Source organism: Streptomyces sp. NPDC090741, from assembly GCF_044769045.1.
In the GTDB taxonomy this organism is placed as follows: Bacteria; Actinomycetota; Actinomycetes; order Streptomycetales; family Streptomycetaceae; genus Streptomyces.
Window position 1 is genome coordinate 117,214 of sequence record NZ_JBIVXF010000012.1, and the last position, 15,797, is coordinate 133,010.

Genomic DNA, 15,797 nt, shown 5'->3' on the forward strand with positions numbered 1-15,797 from the left:
CCTGCACAGGTTGTAGATCATCACATGTGTGAAGAACGGAACCTGTCTGTGAAGCTGCCCCGGATCGCATCGGCCGTCGCCACCGCCGCGATAGCCCCGGCCCTCCTGCTCGCGTCTCCGGCCTTCGCCACCGACACCTCGGCACCGGCCGCACCGACCGCACCGACCGCGCCGGACCAGGCCGCGGACGAGCCGGCGGGCAAGGAGGCGGACAAGGAAGCGGCCAAGAAGGCCGAGCAGCCGGCCGATGACCCCCAGGCCGCGAAGGACCGGGCCGCCGTCCAGGCGATCCTGGCGGACCCGGCGAGCGGGCCGGGCGTACGCGAGGCGGCCGAGAAGGCACTCAAGGGATCGGCCGCGGACCTGCGGAAGTTCCTTGAGGTGGAGTGGGCCCGGGAGCAGTTCACCGACGACCGGGTACGGGTCTCGCAGATCATCAACGCGGGCGGCCGGGCCGTACAGAAGGCCGGCAAGGCCGCGCTGAAGACGGACACCCAGGCCGCGCTGACGGAGTTCCTCCAGCACGGGCAGCACACGGCCCGTTTCGAGGACGACCGGGTCGAGATGCTGCGGATGCTCCCCGGAGCGGGCCGCGGCATCACCGAGGCGGTCAACCGGCTGATGGACAGCGGAACGCCGGAGGAGGTCCGCGAGTTCGTCGCGACGGGGCAGCACAAGATCCGGGCGGTGGACGACCGGGTGGCGCTGTTCGCGATGCTCGACGGGGCCGGCCCGGGCCTGAAGGAAGGCATCATCGACCTCCTGAAGGGGAACCCGACCCCGGCGGAGCTGCGCACCTTCGTGACGACCACGCAGCACGAGCTGCGCGACGACGACAACATGGTCCTGATCTGGGCGATGCTGAACAAGGCCGGTCCGGAGCTGAAGAAGGCCGCGATCATCGCGATCAACGGCACGCCGGCGGACCGCGCCGAGTTCCTGAAGACCGGACAGTTCACGGCCCGCGACAAGGACAAGGCCGCGGGCGACGCGCAGACCGGCAAGCCGGACGCGGGCAAGGCCGGCACCGGCACCGGCACCGGCACCGGCACCCAGCAGACCGGGACGGGGACGGGGACCACCACCGGAGCCACCGGCACGAACTCCGCCGGCAACACCCATGTGGCCACGGCCGGCGGTTCCGGCGGCGCGCTCGCGAGCACCGGCACCGAGACCGCCCTGATCGCGGGCGGCGCCGCCGCCGTGCTCGGCGCGGGCGCCGGCCTGGTCTTCGCCAACCGCCGCCGCCGCGCGTCCACGAAGGACTGACACGTAAGGGGCGGGACCACGGATGGCGGTCCCGCCCCTTACGCGTGAACATGTGAACGCGTGAACGCGTGACGACTACGCGCCCTTGAACTCCTGGCGCTGGCGCCCGAGGCCCTCGATCTCCAGCTCCACGACGTCACCGGCCCGCAGGTACGGCTTCGGCTCCGGCTGGCCCATGGCCACGCCCGCCGGGGTGCCGGAGACGATGACATCGCCCGGGTACAGCGTCATGAACTGGCTCAGGTACCGGACGACCTCGCCGACCGGGAAGATCTGGTCGGCGGTGTTGCCGTCCTGCTTGAGCGCGCCGTTGACCCACAGCTTCACGTCCAGGTCCTGCGGGTCCGCGACCTCGTCGGCGGTGACCAGCCAGGGGCCCAGCGGGGTGAACGTCTCGCAGTTCTTGCCCTTGTCCCAGGTGCCGCCGCGCTCGATCTGGAACTCGCGCTCCGATACGTCGTTGACCAGCATGTATCCGCCCACGTGGGCCAGGCCCTCCGCGGCGGAGGACAGGTAGCGGGCGGTGGCGCCGATGACGACGCCGAGTTCGGCCTCCCAGTCGGTCTTCACGCTGCCGCGCGGGATCAGCACGGTGTCGTCCGGGCCGACCACGGTGTCCGCGGCCTTGAGGAAGAGGATGGGCTCGGCCGGCGGCTCCGCGCCGATCTCGGCGGCGTGCCCGAAGTAGTTCAGCCCGATACCCACGATCTTGCCGATCCGGCCGACCGGCGCACCGATCCGCAGGCCTTCCGCGTCCAGGACCGGAAGCTCGCCGGACGCCGCCGCGTCCCGTACCCGGGACAGCACGGAGTCGTCGGCGAGCAGCGCGCCGTCCACATCCGTGATCAGGCCGGACAGGTCGCGCAGGGACCCGTCCTGGTCGAGCAGCGCGGGGCGCTCTGCCCCGACCGGTCCGACACGCAGCAGCTTCATGAACATTCTCCCGTGGTCGTGGGTGGTCGGCCCATGGGCGAGCCCGGGCCTGCCGATGGGTTGCGGCCATCGGAGAATTGGTTGATCCTCCAAGATGCCCGGCCAATCCGCAAGACCCTGTTCACAGGCTGGAACGCTTGCGGTGCTGGAGCCAGGCCCGCTCGGCCACGGACCACGCGGTGGTGGTCACCAGGTACAGCCCCGCCGCCAGCGGCACCACGGCCGCCGTGATCAGCGTCCCGAACGACAGCAGCGGCAGTACGCCGCCCAGCTTGCGCAACGCCTCCTGCTGCTCGGCGCTCACGTTGGCCGCCGCGACCGGGGCGGGCGCCTCGGCGGCGGCCCGCCGCCCCCGTACGGCACTCCACGCGGCGACCGCCGCGATGGCCGCGAACAGCCCCAGGAACACCAGCCCCTGCGCCCCGAGGAAGCCGCCCGCCCCGAGGGCATCGGTCCACCGGGCGCCGAGCGGCGCGGCGAACAGCCGGTGGTCCAGCAGTGCGCCGGGCGAGGAGAAGGCGTTGTACATGAGGAAGAACACCGGCAGCTGGAGCAGCACGGGCAGCAAGCCGGCCACCGGCGTCGCACCGCGGAACGCGGCCCGGTTCAGCGGGTGCAGGGCGAGCCGTACGAGCACGGTGAACAACACGATCGCGGCGGCGGTCGCGGACTCGGCCAGTACGGGCTCCAAGAGCCGGCCCAGCTCTTCAACAAGGCGGGTGAAAACGGACACGCGGGCCCTCCGAGGGGTCTCGTCAACGTCGAAAGAGGTGCATTTCGGCGCGACGACCACGAGGGGCAAGCCGACAGAACGAAAGGGAGAACAGGAGGAAGGATGCCCCTACGCGGCCGTCAGGACGAGACGACCGGGTGCCCTGGGCCGCGACCGGCCCGAGGCATCGGGATCGCGCTGCGGCAGGAACGCCGTGCGCTGCTCGCGATCACGTATCGCGGTGCGTATGCGGTGGGGCGGCACGGGCCGTACGAGCCGGGCGGCCAGGGCGGCGGCGCCCACGGCGACGGTGGCGGCAAGAGCGACCACGACGCCGCCCAGCCCACCCTCCCCGGCGAACAGCCCGAGGAGCCCGACGACCCCGGCGAACAGGAGCAGCGACATCAGCAGCCGCCGACGATCAAGCCGTGCCATACCGAGCCCCCCTCCCAAGATCCGATCACTACCCACCACAACCAGGAACGCGATCTATCTCCTCAGGGTTCCCCAGACCACGAGCCGATATTTGGAGGTGTACTCGGGCGTGCAGGTGGTGAGCGTGATGTACGCGCCGGGCTCGCCGTACCCGTAATCCGGCCGGAGCGTACTGCGCGGCACGGGCGCGATCACCCCGGCGTCCCGCTCGCTGGTCTCCCCCAGGGTCTTGCCGACCACGTACGTGTACCGCTGCCCCCGCACGTCGACGATCAGCTCGTCCCCGGCCCGCAACCGGTTGATGTACCGGAACGGCTCGCCGTGGGTGTTGCGGTGCCCGGCGAGCGCGAAGTTCCCCTGCGCCCCGGGCTGCGCGGTCCCCGGGTAATGCCCGGCGTACCCCTTGTCCAGCACGGCCCGCTTGTCGACGCCCTCCGCGACGGGCACGACGACGTCGAGCCGCGGAATCCGCAGGACCCCGTACGCGGACTCCCGCGCGGGCGTCGCCGCGGGGGCCGGTGCCGAGGTCCGCGCCGACGCCCCGGACGCGGGAACAGAAGGGGACGCGGGAGGGGATGCGGAAGGCGCCGGAACCACAGAGGGACCGGAATCAAGGGGGGAAGGAAGGGTCCACCGCCTCTCCAACTCCCGAACCTCCTCCTGGGCGGAGGCGAGGGCCTGACGGTTGGTCCACCACACCTGGTGCACCACCAGCAACAACACCACCACGCCCACGGTGACGGCCAGCTCGGCGGCCCCCCACAACACCCCGGCGAGACCGGCTCGCCGCCCCCGCCGGCCGCCCCCTTGCACCACCACACGCATCTGATCCCGCACGGGCCGCACCTTAAGTCCTCCCCCGTCAACAGACCAGGGCAGTACGGTGTGAACCATGCGCCCTGACACGCCTGCCGAGCACATCGCCGAAGCCGAGCGCCTCATCCGCACGGCGACCCGTTACCCCGAGGACCAGGAGCCCCTGCTCCTCCAGGCCGCGGCCCACCTCGAACTGGGTGACGCCCGGGACCGCGCCAGCGCGCTGTACGACCAGCTCCTCGCCTCCTCACCCGCCGATCCGCACCTGATCAAGGCGCTCCAGGCGGCGAACCTGTGGGAGTACGGCCACGAGGCCGAGGCCCGCGCCCTCATCCAGGGCATCCGCGCGGCGGCGCCGGCGGACCCGGCTCCCTGGGAGGTCATCGCGGAAACCCTGGAAGCGCACGACGAGTTGACCGCCTCGGAGGAGTGCTTCACCGAGGCCGCCGGCCTCCTCATCACGGAGAACGCGCCCCTCACCCAGGCCACCACGGCCCTCCTGACGGGCCGCCACCGGGTCCGCCGCCTCCTCGGACTCCCGCACGACGAGTGGGACATGGTCGCCGACACCCGCCACATCGGCCCGATCCCGCTGGACGAGCTGCACGACCCCAAGCGCATCTGGGCCCTCGGCTCCGACGACCCGGCCGAGCTGCGCGCCGAGATCGCCCGCCTCCGCGCCGAACTGGGCGACCGCCGCGCCGCCCTCTCCCGCCCGTTCCCGGTGGCGATCCTGCACTGGCCCGCCCGCGAACTGGCCGAACTCCTCACCTCGTACCCGACCCTGGCGGCGGAGTACCCCTCGCACGAGGCCCACCTGGCGCACATCGAGTCCTCGCTCCGCGCCCTGGCCGCCTCGGGCACCACGAACCTGGGCATCGTCACGGCCAGCGTCCCCTCCTACGAGGCCTTCGCGGCGTCCGAAAAAACCTCCCCGGCCTCCCCGTCCCTCCTCCCGGAGTACGCGACGACCCTGGCCGCCCGAGGCAAAGCCACCCCCTGGCCCCCCACCCCCAACACCCCCTGCTGGTGCACCTCAGGCAAGCCCTACGCCGAATGCCACGGCGACCCTCGGGCATAGGGCATAAGGGCTCAAAACAGCCGAGCTGTCCGGCACTGTCAGCCGGACGGCTCGCCCAGATGCCGGATCAGGGCATGGAGGTCGGCGGCGTCCATGCCCCAGGGGGTCACGTCTTCCTCCGGGTCCGCCAGCTCCTGCACCAGCGGGTCATCCAGGATCTTGCCCATGAACTCCAGCTTGTGCCCGAGCCGGTCATGGACGATCCCGTCGATGGTGCCGCGGGCGAGGAGGACCGTGACACGTGTTTGAGTATCGGGATCCAGCCCCAGCCTGTGGATCCGGTCCAGGCTCTGCAAGAACCTGCCCGCGGCGAAGTCCCTGTCCACATAGACCGCGTCGTGGCACACGTGATGGAGGCTGATTCCTTCGCCCAGCGTCGCGGGATTGGACAGCAGGACCATGCACTCGGGGTCTTCGCGGAACCGGCGGATCTCCTCTTCCCGATCCGGCGTTCCGCCGTGCACCACGGCCGGCCTATACCTGCCTAGTGCCCCCGCGAGCGTGGTCAGATTCCTGACGAATGTCGACCACACGAGAGTCTTCCGCCCGGCGCGCGCATTGTCAGAGACCGTCCGCAGAACGGCCTCGTACTTGGGTGAACTCTCATACCTGGGCAGATCCCTCATGAGCTCCTTCAGAGGCAGATCGTCCGAGGGGCGCAGGGGCGGCACGTAGAAGGGCAGGGGCTCGTAGCGGTCCGATCCTGCTTCCAGCAGCGCCGGATTGGTGCTCGCCATCATGAGGTAAACGAGGACTTTGCCCAGTCTGGTGAACTCCTCCTGTTCTCTGGAAGCCAGCCCGGTCAGCTGATTGCGCAGCGCCGAGTACAGCTTGCGGTGCGCTTCTGGGAGGTCGACGTACCTGACGCGAACGTCGACTGGTGGCAGCCCCAGCTCGTTCTTCGTCGTGCGTGTGAACAACGGCCTCAGGACCCTGCTCGCATGCACGAGGTCTCCGCCGGCCACAGCTCTGTCCACTGCGCTCCGGCCGTGCCCCGGCCACACGAAGGACAGCAGGCTCTCCAGGTCCTTGGCGCCGTTCGGCGCGGGCGTACCGGTCAGGATCAGCCGGTGGCTGGCCAGTGGCCCCAGTGCCATGCACGTGGCTCCGTACGTCCCCCTGACTCCGAGCTTCATCCGGTGGGCCTCATCCAGCACCATCATTGCGCGGCCCATGCTCAGCCAGTCCGCGAGCTGCGTCTGGTAGCGGCTCAGCCTCTCGTAGTTGACGAGCAGTATCTCCGCGTCGTTGTCCGGCCAGCGCTTGAAGACGCGCACCACTGGGGGTTCGGCAAAACACAGGTCTGCTTCGTCGCGCCACGCCTCATACGCGGATTTGGGACTGACGACGAGCATGCGCCGTACTGATCCGGACTGACGCAAGGCTGCGTACACGGCCAGGGCCGTGCGGGTCTTCCCCGCACCGGGCACGCTGAAGTTCGCTCCGTGCGTGAGGGACAGCAGTTTCGCGATGTCACGTGTCTGGAAGTCCGTGAGGGGCGCTATCCAGGAACCTCCCAGCATCCCCGGGACGGCGGAGTCGGCCACCATCCCTGCAACGTCCTGGCCCCGGCTGCCCGCCTTGAGCCGCTCCTCGACCGCCTGAGCGTCGCGTACGGACGCCGCGGCGAGCTCTTTGAGGTCCGGAGCGAAGGACACACCAGCCGGATCGTGCCAGTGACCGAGCAGGGTAAGACGGGACAGGAAGTCTTCGAGGTCTACCTCCGCAGCCAGATTTCCCCGCTGACTGCCGCTGTCGAACCGCGCGATCAGCCTGACCAGATGGCTCTGCCCCCCGGGGAGAGCCCGGAAAACAACCTTCGTCCTGGTTTCGTCAAAACCCAGCCGGAGCGACGGTTCCGCCGTGTCGAGCACCCTCAGCCCTCGCTCGCCTTGATCAGCCAGTCGACACCCTCGCGGCGCTTGACCACACCGCGGCTGGCCTGGCGTGCCAACTTCGTCATGCTCCCCTTCAACCGCAGCAGCGCACTGTCGAAGCTCTCCTCGTCCAGGCTGCCCTTACCCAGGGCCTGCACGAGGTCCTCGACGCTCTGGTCGATCGCGGCACGGGCGTCGTCCAACCGTTCTGCGGTGGTCTGCCGTACGCGCTTGAGCCGGTCGTCGCGCTCCGCCTCGTCGAGCGCACGCCGCATTCCCCGGCGGGCCTCTGTCACTTCCCGCTGAGCGGCTTCCCGGGTCTCGGGGGTGAGGTGGCGGGCCGATTCCAAGGCCCTGGCCCGCAGTACCCGGTCCGTCGCCGCACGGGCCTGACGGACGGGATCGGAAGCGGCGGGAACCGAGACGCCGAGCCCGGGGATCACGACCGCTGACGGCGCTTCGCCAACGTCAGCGCTCAGGAGGTCCGACAGGTTGCCTTCCAGATAGTCCGCCTGGAAGTCCGCACCGATGAGACGCGTCTTCGTCTTAGCGAAGTCGAGGAGGATGGCAACGATCCTGTTTTCTTTGACCTGCTCGGCTCGCTCCTGGCTGGCGGCCGCCACCTTCATGTACGTGCGGTGCAGCTCCTTGAGGTTCTCTTGGTGCCCTTCAAAGTCGGACAGCGCCAGCTGAGCCCCCTCCGGGGTACTGCTCCGGTCGATCATGTCCCTGATGACGCTCAGGATCCAGCGTTCCTGCTTGAACGTTTTGAGCTGGACGTGGAAGGCCCGTGCAATGTCGGCCGCATCACGGCCCATCAGCTCCTGCTCTTCCATGGCGATCAGCCGGTTGATGTAGGAATAGTCGCGGCGCTCGTCGGGCCGGAGCTGAAGGGCCAGTTCGACCGCGTTGATGTCTTCCCAGGTAAAGGACTGGGGCAGCACGCCGACCCGGATCGACGGGCGCTTCAGCTGCCGGAGTGCGGCTGCGCGAGTATTTCCGTTGACCAGGATCCCTTCGTGCGTGATCAGCCCGGGTTCCTGCTGGTCGACGGACTTGAGGCTGTCCGTCAGGGCTTCGAAGTCGGGATCGACCTCGTCCGGATTCGCCGGCTTTCCGACCAGCAGGCGGTGGAGGTACTGCTGGCTCTCCGGACTCCACGGATCTTCATCCAGCCCGCGCGCGAACTTCGGGTCGTGCCCCCGCTGGGCCCTGATCCGGTGCGTTGCCGGGTTGTAGTAGAGGGAGCGGAGCGGCACATCGATCACGCCCACGTGCAGCGGCCGGCCGTTCCAGTCGACGGTGACGGTCTCCCGGACGCCATCGGCCTCCACAAGCTCCTTGAGCCGCAGTGCGACGAACTCCGCGTTCGTCACGGCGTCCGGAGGAAGATTGAAGTTCAGCATCTCCACAGATCTCCTTGACTCGGGCATCCGCCCGTCCTGCTGCCGATCACCGCCGGCGTTCGCTACGGCTGCTCAAGTGCTTGTCGAACCGTCCCACGCGACTCCGCCGGCAGGCTCCGGTACTCCCCCCACAGCCGCTCCAGGAGGCTGAAGTCCCTGCGGTCCGCGACCACCCACTGCGCGAAGTGTTCCCGCTCCACCTGGCTCATGCGATCCAGGCGATCGAGTACGCCGCTTACGTCGGTCTGCCGACCGCGGCCTCCGATCCGGCACCGGCGGCACTCGGTCACCAGCTCGACGCTCACACCACCCGGATTGACGACCTCCCGGCGCGCAAGGTCCAGCTGAGCGGTTTCGATTCCGCCGTCGTACGCCTCGCCGGCCGCGATCCCGCACACTCGGCACAGATGATCGTCACGATCGAGGATGTCACGCCGCTGCGGGGCCGACACCACCGCAGCCGGCTTGACCCTTGACTGTCCGGGCTTCCAGACTTCCGCACCCATCTCCACGAAGCGGTGTTCGCTGGGAGTGAGTGTCGCGTCCTCCCGGTTAGTAGCGATGCGCCAGCCCCGGTCCCGCAGATCACGCATGCGGCGGTCGATCTGGGATGTCTCCGGAAACGCCTCCCGCAGCTGGGTCTTCGTGAAGACCTCCCCCACTCCCACCTCTGTGACCAGCCACAGCCCGCAGCGGACCATCGTCGAGAGCTGCCCATTACGCCATGACGGAATGCCTGCAACAGTCACGATTCATCCCTTAAGTAGCGTTCACCGCCCCACCATTTGCGGACCGGCACTCAACAACAGGACCCATTCTCGCGGGCAGCACACCATGCGGATCAAGCCCATTCGGATGTTTGCGCCGTAACGCAAACAGCTTTCGCACCACGTCACGCGAAGCGCAAACAACGGCCCGGCGCGGATGCGTGTAGCGCAAACACCTATCCACAAAATCAGGGGTTTACCGCTTGCGCACTCCACCGCTGATCACGAAAGACTGATCCTCCGTCAATCTCTTTGCCCAGGAGGATCCATGGCAGTCGCTGGTCAGGTCGGCAGCGCCTATTGGCCTGGCTGCAGCTCAGCGCGAGAGGAGTACGCGGCGAGCTTCCGCAGCCTCATATCCACCATGCCCATGACCAAGCAGGGGGCCCGCGCCAAGTACCTCGGGATCCATCCGGCCACCTTGTCCAACTACTGGACGGGGCGCCGTGTGCCGTCCGCTGTCGTGCTCGGCACGATCTACAACGCCGTGCGCCGGAGTACCGGCGCCGTTCCGGACCAGCTCGACCACCTGGAGCGGCTGCGGAAGTCCGCGGCAAGGCGGAACACGCGGCCCGTTCCGACGTGGGAGACCAGCGACATCCGTGGGGCGGGTCGGATCTCCGGCGTTCCGCCTGCCGCATCCGCCGTATCCGCCCCATCCTGCCCGTCCAGCACTGTCCCGGCGCAGGGACCGGCGCGCGACCGGCGCAGCAGCGGGAACGGAAAGGTCGGGGAAACCATCCGCAGCTTGGTTGCGGCCCAATCCGCAGGTGACCGCCGCGGCGTCATCGGCATCGCATGGTCCGCGAGCAAGGCGCTGACGCACGAGGAACTCTGTGCCGGTGCCGCCGATCTCTACGCCAGCGGGCACTCCGCTCTCGGGGAAGCACTCCTGCTCAGCGGTCGCGAGCGCAGTCACGAGGACACCATGAGGCTGGCGATCACTCTGATCCGCGCTGGCCTCACCTCTCAGGCCGAACTCGTCCTGGGCGCCGCCCTGCCGCGAGGAGGAGGCGGACAGGCGTAGCCGACAGAACACCTCGCACGTCACCACCTCTGCCGAAATCCGGCAGCGCGGAGCATGACCGGCACGCTGCTCCGCCCCTCCTTCCTGCCCGGGTACCGGACAGGGGTCCTGCACCCATGCCTTCCCTTTCAATGGAGTTGACCGTTCCATGCTGAGCATCTCGATTTCCGTACTGTTCCTCACCATCGCCATCGCCGTGGTTCTTGCTCTGATCGTCGCCGGAGCTGCGGTCGCGCTGGCACGATGGGACAACCGGTCGGCAGCGGGGGCGATCATCATGGGCTCCGTTGCGTTCGCCGGCACCCTGACCCTGGCGTTTCTGCTGCTCAGCCTGGTGATCGGAGCGGGCACCTGAGACCCGTGGGCAGACAGACCCGCCCGGACTGACCACCGGTAAGCTCGTTGTCACCCTGCGGTCGCCTGCTCTGAGACCGTGCCCCGCGCCAGACAGGTGGTCCGCTTGCTGTCTCCGGATGTCTCCGCCGCCATGATCATCCAGAATCAGGTGCTCGCCCAGGCCGACCCCGAACTGGGCCTGGTCTACGCACAACTACGCCGGCTTGACCCCGGCGGCCAGCGGTTCGCCGCGGTGCTGAGAGACACGATCGATCAGCTGCTGAACGGCGAAGTGACAGGCCGGTACGACTGGAAGTCCTTGTTCAAGACGGAGAAGACCCACGCCGGCACCGTCGTCGAGATCAATCTCCAACGCGAGTTCGCGTTCGATGACGGCGTCGACATGGACTACCGGATCAGCGGCGCGGACGTCGACTGCAAGTACTCACAGCAGTTCGGTGGCTGGATGATCCCGCCGGAAGCAGTGGGACACCTGTGCCTGCTCGTCTGGGCGGACGACTACAGAAGCCTCTGGAGCGCCGGCCTGCTTCGGATAGCTCCCGAGTTGCTCAACGGAGGAAGCAACCGGGACATGAAGCTGACCATCAAGGCGGAACACCGCACGAAAATCCTCTGGCTCTGGCGCGATGCGGAGCTCCCTGAGAACACCCTGCTCCACATGGACCCCGCTGACCGCGAGGCGGTATTCGCCCAGAAGTCCGGCCAGGCCAGACTCAACGAACTGTTCCGGCGTGCTCAGCGCCGCCGCATCGGACGGAACGTCGTGCGCACCGTAGCCCAGCAGAAGGACTACATGAAACGAGTCCGTGGAAACGGGGGGTCCAGGTCCTCGCTCAGCCGTGAGGGAATCATCATCATGGGCGACTACCGGGCACACCAGGAAATCGCCCGGCAGCTCGCTCTCCCGGTACCGCAGAAGGGCGATTTCGTCAGCGCCCGTGTCGTCCGCAGCGTCCCGGGAGACAGCAGGCCGTGCGCCGTGATCGACGGGTGCTCCTGGACCCTGGCTGAGAGCGGGGATCCTGTGATCACGGCGCCCCTCCTTCCCGCACACACGGCATCCGCCGCGTCGGAGATCTGAAGCCATGAGCGACCCATGGAAGCCTCCGGAAGGGTCTTGGGCTTCGTCAGCGGCGCGGCGCCGGAACATGCAGGCCATCCGAAGCCGCGACACCAAGCCGGAACGCCTGATCCGCAGCATGCTGCACGCTCAGGGGCTGCGCTACCGGGTGGCGGCGCGGCCCATCAAGGACCTTCGCCGGACCGCCGACATCGTCTTCGGGCCGGCGAAGGTGGCCGTGTTCATCGACGGCTGCTACTGGCACGGCTGTCCCGAGCACTACGTGCCTCCGAAGACGAACCCTGCCTACTGGTCCGGCAAGGTTGCTGGGAACATGGCACGCGACCGGGACACCAACCAGCGCCTCCGAGAAGCCGGCTGGACGGTGCTCCGGTTTTGGGAGCACGAAGCCGCCGCTGACTGCGCCGTCCGGATCGCGGCCGAGGTAGAAAAGCGCCGTGCCCGCGGAACCGGTGCGGGCACGGCCTGATTTACGCCTGCTCCTGGTCCCGCTCCCGTGCCGCCTTGAGCACCTCGATGATCGACTTGCCTACTGCCGCAGCGACGGGCGGCGGGAAGGCATTGCCCACCTGCCGGTACTGCGCGGTCTTGCCGCCAGTGAACTGCCAGCTCCGGGGAAAACCCTGAATGATCGCCGCTTGCTCAACCGTGAGCATCGGCCCGTCAGGTCCGAAGAGATCCCTGCCCTCGGATTCCTTCTTCTCACAGGTGGCGATGTCATTGGCGACGCCGAGTCCGGAGACACCGAGTTGCTTCCAGGAGGCCTTGGCCCGGCTCGGGCCTAGGTCGGCCCCCCCGTGCTTCTTGGAGCCGCCGACGAGCGTGGGCGCAATACCGCCCCCCTTGCCCCTCAGCTCGGCGTCACGGCACGTGGCCTTGTCAAGCCACGTGCCGTACTTCTTGCGCGCGAGCTCACCGTAGGCGCCGTCGAAGTAGCGCTCGTACCGCTCGTGCATGGTCTCCTCAAGCGCAGCCGCCACACTCACCGGGTCCTCGTGGGTGGGCGACGGCCACTCGTACTTCAGATCCTTGAGCACGTCGTCGCGAATCGCTACCAGAATGGCGCGCGGACGCAGCTGCGGCACCCCGAAGTCGCTGGCCTCCAGGACACCCCACTTGCACACCGTGTAGCCGAGGCCCCTGTCGTGGGCCTGCCGTCCGTCCTCTTCGCGGTAGTCGCCGCCCTGCAGCCGGGCCACGATCCAGTCGCGGTAGTCGGAGAACTTCGGGTCCATGATCCCGCGCACGTTCTCGATCATCACCGCGCGGGGCTGGAGCTGCTCGACCAGTTGCAGCATCCGCGGGAAGAGATCACGGTCGTCATCCTTGCCCAGCTGCTTACCAGCATGCGAGAACGGCGGGCAGGGAACTCCGCCGGCCAGAAGATCAAGGCCGTCCCGCCGCAGCAGCTCGCCGCTCTTGTCCAGGTCTCTGTCGGGTTCGAAGTGCTTGACGTCCGTCGGGGGAAGGAGATCGCAGTGCTCCTTCTCCCAGCTCCACTCCGGCTGCGCGTCGATGTTCGCCCGCAGCGTCCCGACCGCATGCGTGTCGATCTCCACGAGTGCTAGGTGCCTGAAACCGGCCTGATGCAGTCCGATGGCCTGACCGCCGGCTCCAGCACAGATCTCAATCGAGGTGAAATCAGCCTCAGTGCTGGTCATGCACCCTCCTTCAAACACGTACCCCGCTGGTGCCCTGTGCCACCAGCTATCACAGAGGGTGACAGACCCCACTGACAACGACCTCACCTAGTGTGCGGCATCTCCTAGACCACTCCGAACATTCCCTGGCCGGGCGTCAACCAGGGCCCGGGAAGAGGGGCAGCTGTTGGTGGCCGCGGGCTTGGGCTGTGGGTGGGGTGGGGCGGGGGGTGGTGAGGGTGAGGAGCGTGCGGAGGGCCTTGATGACCTCCTCGGGGGTGTCGCGGATCATCGACGGGGTTGCGCTGACCACCAGGATGCCGTGGGACTCCAGGCGCAGGCGGCGGTGGAGGGTGGCGTGCCAGGCGTCCCGGGTGTAGTGGTACTCCGCCGAGTCGATCTCCAGGGCCACGCCCTCGTCCGGCCAGTACGCGTCGGGGCTGGCCAGGAAGGTGCCGTCCGGGGTGTACAGGCGGGCGTTCCACAGCGGGGTCGGGAGGTCCGTCGCCGTCAGGGTGTCCCGGGCCAGGGCCTCGGCGATCGAGCGGACCCCCGCGATGAGTTCCGACGCGGCGGCGCGGATCGCCGGGCGGGTGAGGAGCCGGGCAGCCCGGAGCTCCGCGTGCAGGTCGTGCGGGTGGCACCAGCCGGCCTGGACGACATGGGCCAGGGTCGAGCGGATGCGGTCGGGGTCCTCGGCCCGGGCGGCGAAGTCGGCCGCCGCGCGCACCGGGCGGGTGCTCGGGATGCCGGAGACCGCGATGGTGCGCGGCCAGCGGGCGGTGGCCAGCGGGCGTACCTCCGGGGTGCCGGTGAGCCGGCGCGGGGCGCGGACCAGGACGTCGGCGGGGGTGTGCGGGACGTCGCGGATGCCGAGGAGGGCCAGGGCGGCGGCGCCGGTGAGGACGGCCGTGTCGCCGGAGAGCGGGTCCGCGGCGGGCTCGGCGGCGTACAGGACGGCGGCGAGGGCGCGTTGGCGGTGGTCCGGGGGGCCGGTCTGGAGGAGGTAGACCCGGGGCAGTAAGCGCTGCCAGGGCCCGCCCGGGCGGGTGCGGGAGGTGATCGTGCCCTCCGGGATCCCGGAGGCGGCGAGCTGGTGGCGGGTGGCCAGGTTCAACTGCCGACGGGCGGCGTGTGTGGCAGCCGTCTGCCCGGTTGTTTTCGCGGGCCTGCGGCCGTTCGTCTGCTGCCCGGGCCGGTGGTCAGGTTGCCGGCTCTGGTCGGTCGTCTGCTGCGTTGTGATCATGCCGGCGGTATGCCCGGCCCCGGGCCGGGGACACCTGGGCCGTGTTCTTTGGATCAGGCCGGATCAGCCCGCGGCGTCCGGCGCCGTGCATCGTAAGGCCGAGGAGGGAGTCGATGCGGAGCATTGGCGACCGACGAGAACGCGGCGAGGTGCGGCGCCAGACGCCGCGGGCCTGGGGGCACCTCCCAGCGGTAGCTGGGGGAGCATGATCCGAAAGACACGGCCTAGCGGCCCGGGTGGTCCGGGGAGAGGAAGACGATCACGCCCGTCTGCGTGCCCGGGCGGGCGGCGACCTCGTGCCAGCCCAGGCGGCGGTACGTGGCCACCGTGTCGGTGGCCAGGCGGGAGGTCAGCAGCCAGGCCCGGTGGTCCGGGGCATCGGCGGTGATCTCGGTGAGCAGGGCGCGGCCGGTGCCGTGGCCGCGCGCGTACGGGCGTACGGCGAGCTCGTCTATCTCCAGCGCACCCGTCAGGAGTTCCCGCACCCGCGCCGGACCGAGCTGCGCCGCGACCTGGGCGTACCCGCGGTCCTTGGGGAAGGCCGCCGGGGTGAGCCATCCCGTGGCGAAGCCGTCGATGCCGGTCGCGGACTGGGCGAGAGCCGTACGGAAGCCTCGGCGCCGGGTATCGGCCTGGAGGCGTACCGCGAATTGGCGAATGGTTTCTGCGTCCTCGTTCCACGGTGGGGCGGAGAAGACGTCGGCATAGGCGTCGACCAGTTCGTCCGCGAGGTCGAGGACGGCCTGTCCGTAGCAGATCACGATGTCCGAGCTCCTCTTTCTTCCCGTTTCACCCTTTGGGGTGGGAGAGCCAATTTATGCCGTTCGGGTTCCCGAAGGCACGTATCGCACGGATCCGGCGAGTGTGCGACAAATCCCCTCCCCGTCTTCCGTGTCGGGGACCGCACAGCCGCGTTGAGCAGCCCGTGGACAGACTGATTCGGGCGGCCGGCCGGTGCGTGCTCGCCTTCCTCCTCGTCCTGGGCGTGGTGGCGCTGCTGCCGCGCGCCGTCAAGGACGCCGTACCGGACGGTGTGATCGGCGGAGCGGTGTTCGTTCTGGGGGCGCTGGGCGCCCGCCGGGTGGTCAAGCCCCCGCGTTAGCCTCGTGACAGCACAAGTAATACACGTGAGATCAGACGACTTGAGGAG

The 15,797-nt window shown here is 68.9% G+C and carries 17 protein-coding genes; 7 read left to right on the forward strand and 10 right to left on the reverse strand.

Going from position 1 to position 15,797, the window contains the following annotated elements:
- Positions 1-48 precede the first annotated feature (48 nt).
- On the forward strand, positions 49-1,269 hold the full coding sequence (locus tag ACIQU4_RS29230) for a hypothetical protein (RefSeq protein ID WP_403736811.1): 1,221 nt from the start codon (positions 49-51) through the stop codon (positions 1,267-1,269).
- 75 nt (positions 1,270-1,344) lie between these two features.
- Here ACIQU4_RS29230 and ACIQU4_RS29235 read toward each other — a convergent pair whose 3' ends face one another.
- The 4 genes from ACIQU4_RS29235 to ACIQU4_RS29250 all read right to left on the reverse strand — a co-directional run bounded on the left by ACIQU4_RS29235 (position 1,345) and on the right by ACIQU4_RS29250 (position 4,174).
- On the reverse strand, positions 1,345-2,202 hold the full coding sequence (locus tag ACIQU4_RS29235) for a fumarylacetoacetate hydrolase family protein (RefSeq protein WP_403736814.1): 858 nt from the start codon (positions 2,200-2,202) through the stop codon (positions 1,345-1,347).
- 121 nt (positions 2,203-2,323) lie between these two features.
- Positions 2,324-2,935, reverse strand: a complete 612-nt coding sequence (locus ACIQU4_RS29240) for a YidC/Oxa1 family membrane protein insertase (RefSeq protein ID WP_403736817.1) — start codon at positions 2,933-2,935, stop codon at positions 2,324-2,326.
- A 108-nt stretch (positions 2,936-3,043) separates the two neighbouring features.
- Entirely contained in the window at positions 3,044-3,349 is a 306-nt protein-coding gene (locus ACIQU4_RS29245) for a DUF6412 domain-containing protein (RefSeq protein ID WP_403736820.1), read from the reverse strand.
- A 54-nt stretch (positions 3,350-3,403) separates the two neighbouring features.
- Positions 3,404-4,174: a class E sortase gene (locus ACIQU4_RS29250; RefSeq protein WP_403737119.1), complete on the reverse strand. Its 771-nt coding sequence runs from the start codon at positions 4,172-4,174 to the stop codon at positions 3,404-3,406.
- A gap of 67 nt (positions 4,175-4,241) precedes the next feature.
- On the opposite strand from ACIQU4_RS29250, the gene ACIQU4_RS29255 reads away from it, so the two are divergent.
- A complete protein-coding gene (locus tag ACIQU4_RS29255) occupies positions 4,242-5,246 on the forward strand; it encodes an SEC-C domain-containing protein (RefSeq protein WP_403736822.1) in 1,005 nt (334 codons plus the stop codon).
- 38 nt (positions 5,247-5,284) lie between these two features.
- Here ACIQU4_RS29255 and ACIQU4_RS29260 read toward each other — a convergent pair whose 3' ends face one another.
- The 3 genes from ACIQU4_RS29260 to ACIQU4_RS29270 all read right to left on the reverse strand — a co-directional run bounded on the left by ACIQU4_RS29260 (position 5,285) and on the right by ACIQU4_RS29270 (position 9,278).
- Positions 5,285-7,120: a DEAD/DEAH box helicase gene (locus ACIQU4_RS29260; protein ID WP_403736825.1), complete on the reverse strand. Its 1,836-nt coding sequence runs from the start codon at positions 7,118-7,120 to the stop codon at positions 5,285-5,287.
- Positions 7,121-7,122: 2 nt separating this feature from the next.
- Positions 7,123-8,529, reverse strand: a complete 1,407-nt coding sequence (locus ACIQU4_RS29265) for a transcriptional regulator (RefSeq protein ID WP_403737122.1) — start codon at positions 8,527-8,529, stop codon at positions 7,123-7,125.
- A 62-nt stretch (positions 8,530-8,591) separates the two neighbouring features.
- On the reverse strand, positions 8,592-9,278 hold the full coding sequence (locus ACIQU4_RS29270) for a hypothetical protein (protein ID WP_403736827.1): 687 nt from the start codon (positions 9,276-9,278) through the stop codon (positions 8,592-8,594).
- A 382-nt stretch (positions 9,279-9,660) separates the two neighbouring features.
- Between ACIQU4_RS29270 and ACIQU4_RS29275 the strand changes: the two genes are divergently transcribed.
- The 4 genes from ACIQU4_RS29275 to ACIQU4_RS29290 all read left to right on the forward strand — a co-directional run bounded on the left by ACIQU4_RS29275 (position 9,661) and on the right by ACIQU4_RS29290 (position 12,230).
- Positions 9,661-10,323 carry a hypothetical protein gene (locus ACIQU4_RS29275; protein ID WP_403736830.1) on the forward strand — a complete coding sequence of 221 codons (663 nt, stop codon included), beginning with the start codon at positions 9,661-9,663 and terminating at the stop codon, positions 10,321-10,323.
- 148 nt (positions 10,324-10,471) lie between these two features.
- On the forward strand, positions 10,472-10,678 hold the full coding sequence (locus tag ACIQU4_RS29280; protein ID WP_403736833.1) for a hypothetical protein: 207 nt from the start codon (positions 10,472-10,474) through the stop codon (positions 10,676-10,678).
- A 132-nt stretch (positions 10,679-10,810) separates the two neighbouring features.
- The gene (locus tag ACIQU4_RS29285) at positions 10,811-11,761 is read left to right on the forward strand and encodes a NaeI family type II restriction endonuclease (RefSeq protein ID WP_403736836.1); all 951 of its coding nucleotides are present in this window, start codon (positions 10,811-10,813) and stop codon (positions 11,759-11,761) included.
- A 67-nt stretch (positions 11,762-11,828) separates the two neighbouring features.
- The gene (locus ACIQU4_RS29290; RefSeq protein WP_403736839.1) at positions 11,829-12,230 is read left to right on the forward strand and encodes a very short patch repair endonuclease; all 402 of its coding nucleotides are present in this window, start codon (positions 11,829-11,831) and stop codon (positions 12,228-12,230) included.
- Position 12,231: 1 nt separating this feature from the next.
- Here the strand turns inward: ACIQU4_RS29290 and ACIQU4_RS29295 are convergent, their stop codons facing one another.
- The 3 genes from ACIQU4_RS29295 to ACIQU4_RS29305 all read right to left on the reverse strand — a co-directional run bounded on the left by ACIQU4_RS29295 (position 12,232) and on the right by ACIQU4_RS29305 (position 15,408).
- Entirely contained in the window at positions 12,232-13,422 is a 1,191-nt protein-coding gene (locus tag ACIQU4_RS29295; RefSeq protein ID WP_403736841.1) for a DNA cytosine methyltransferase, read from the reverse strand.
- Between the two features lie 136 nt (positions 13,423-13,558).
- Positions 13,559-14,647 carry a hypothetical protein gene (locus ACIQU4_RS29300; RefSeq protein ID WP_403736844.1) on the reverse strand — a complete coding sequence of 363 codons (1,089 nt, stop codon included), beginning with the start codon at positions 14,645-14,647 and terminating at the stop codon, positions 13,559-13,561.
- 224 nt (positions 14,648-14,871) lie between these two features.
- Positions 14,872-15,408, reverse strand: coding sequence for a GNAT family N-acetyltransferase (locus tag ACIQU4_RS29305; RefSeq protein ID WP_403736847.1), 537 nt, complete (start codon positions 15,406-15,408; stop codon positions 14,872-14,874).
- A gap of 164 nt (positions 15,409-15,572) precedes the next feature.
- On the opposite strand from ACIQU4_RS29305, the gene ACIQU4_RS29310 reads away from it, so the two are divergent.
- Positions 15,573-15,749, forward strand: coding sequence for a hypothetical protein (locus ACIQU4_RS29310; protein WP_403736849.1), 177 nt, complete (start codon positions 15,573-15,575; stop codon positions 15,747-15,749).
- Positions 15,750-15,797: the final 48 nt, after the last annotated feature.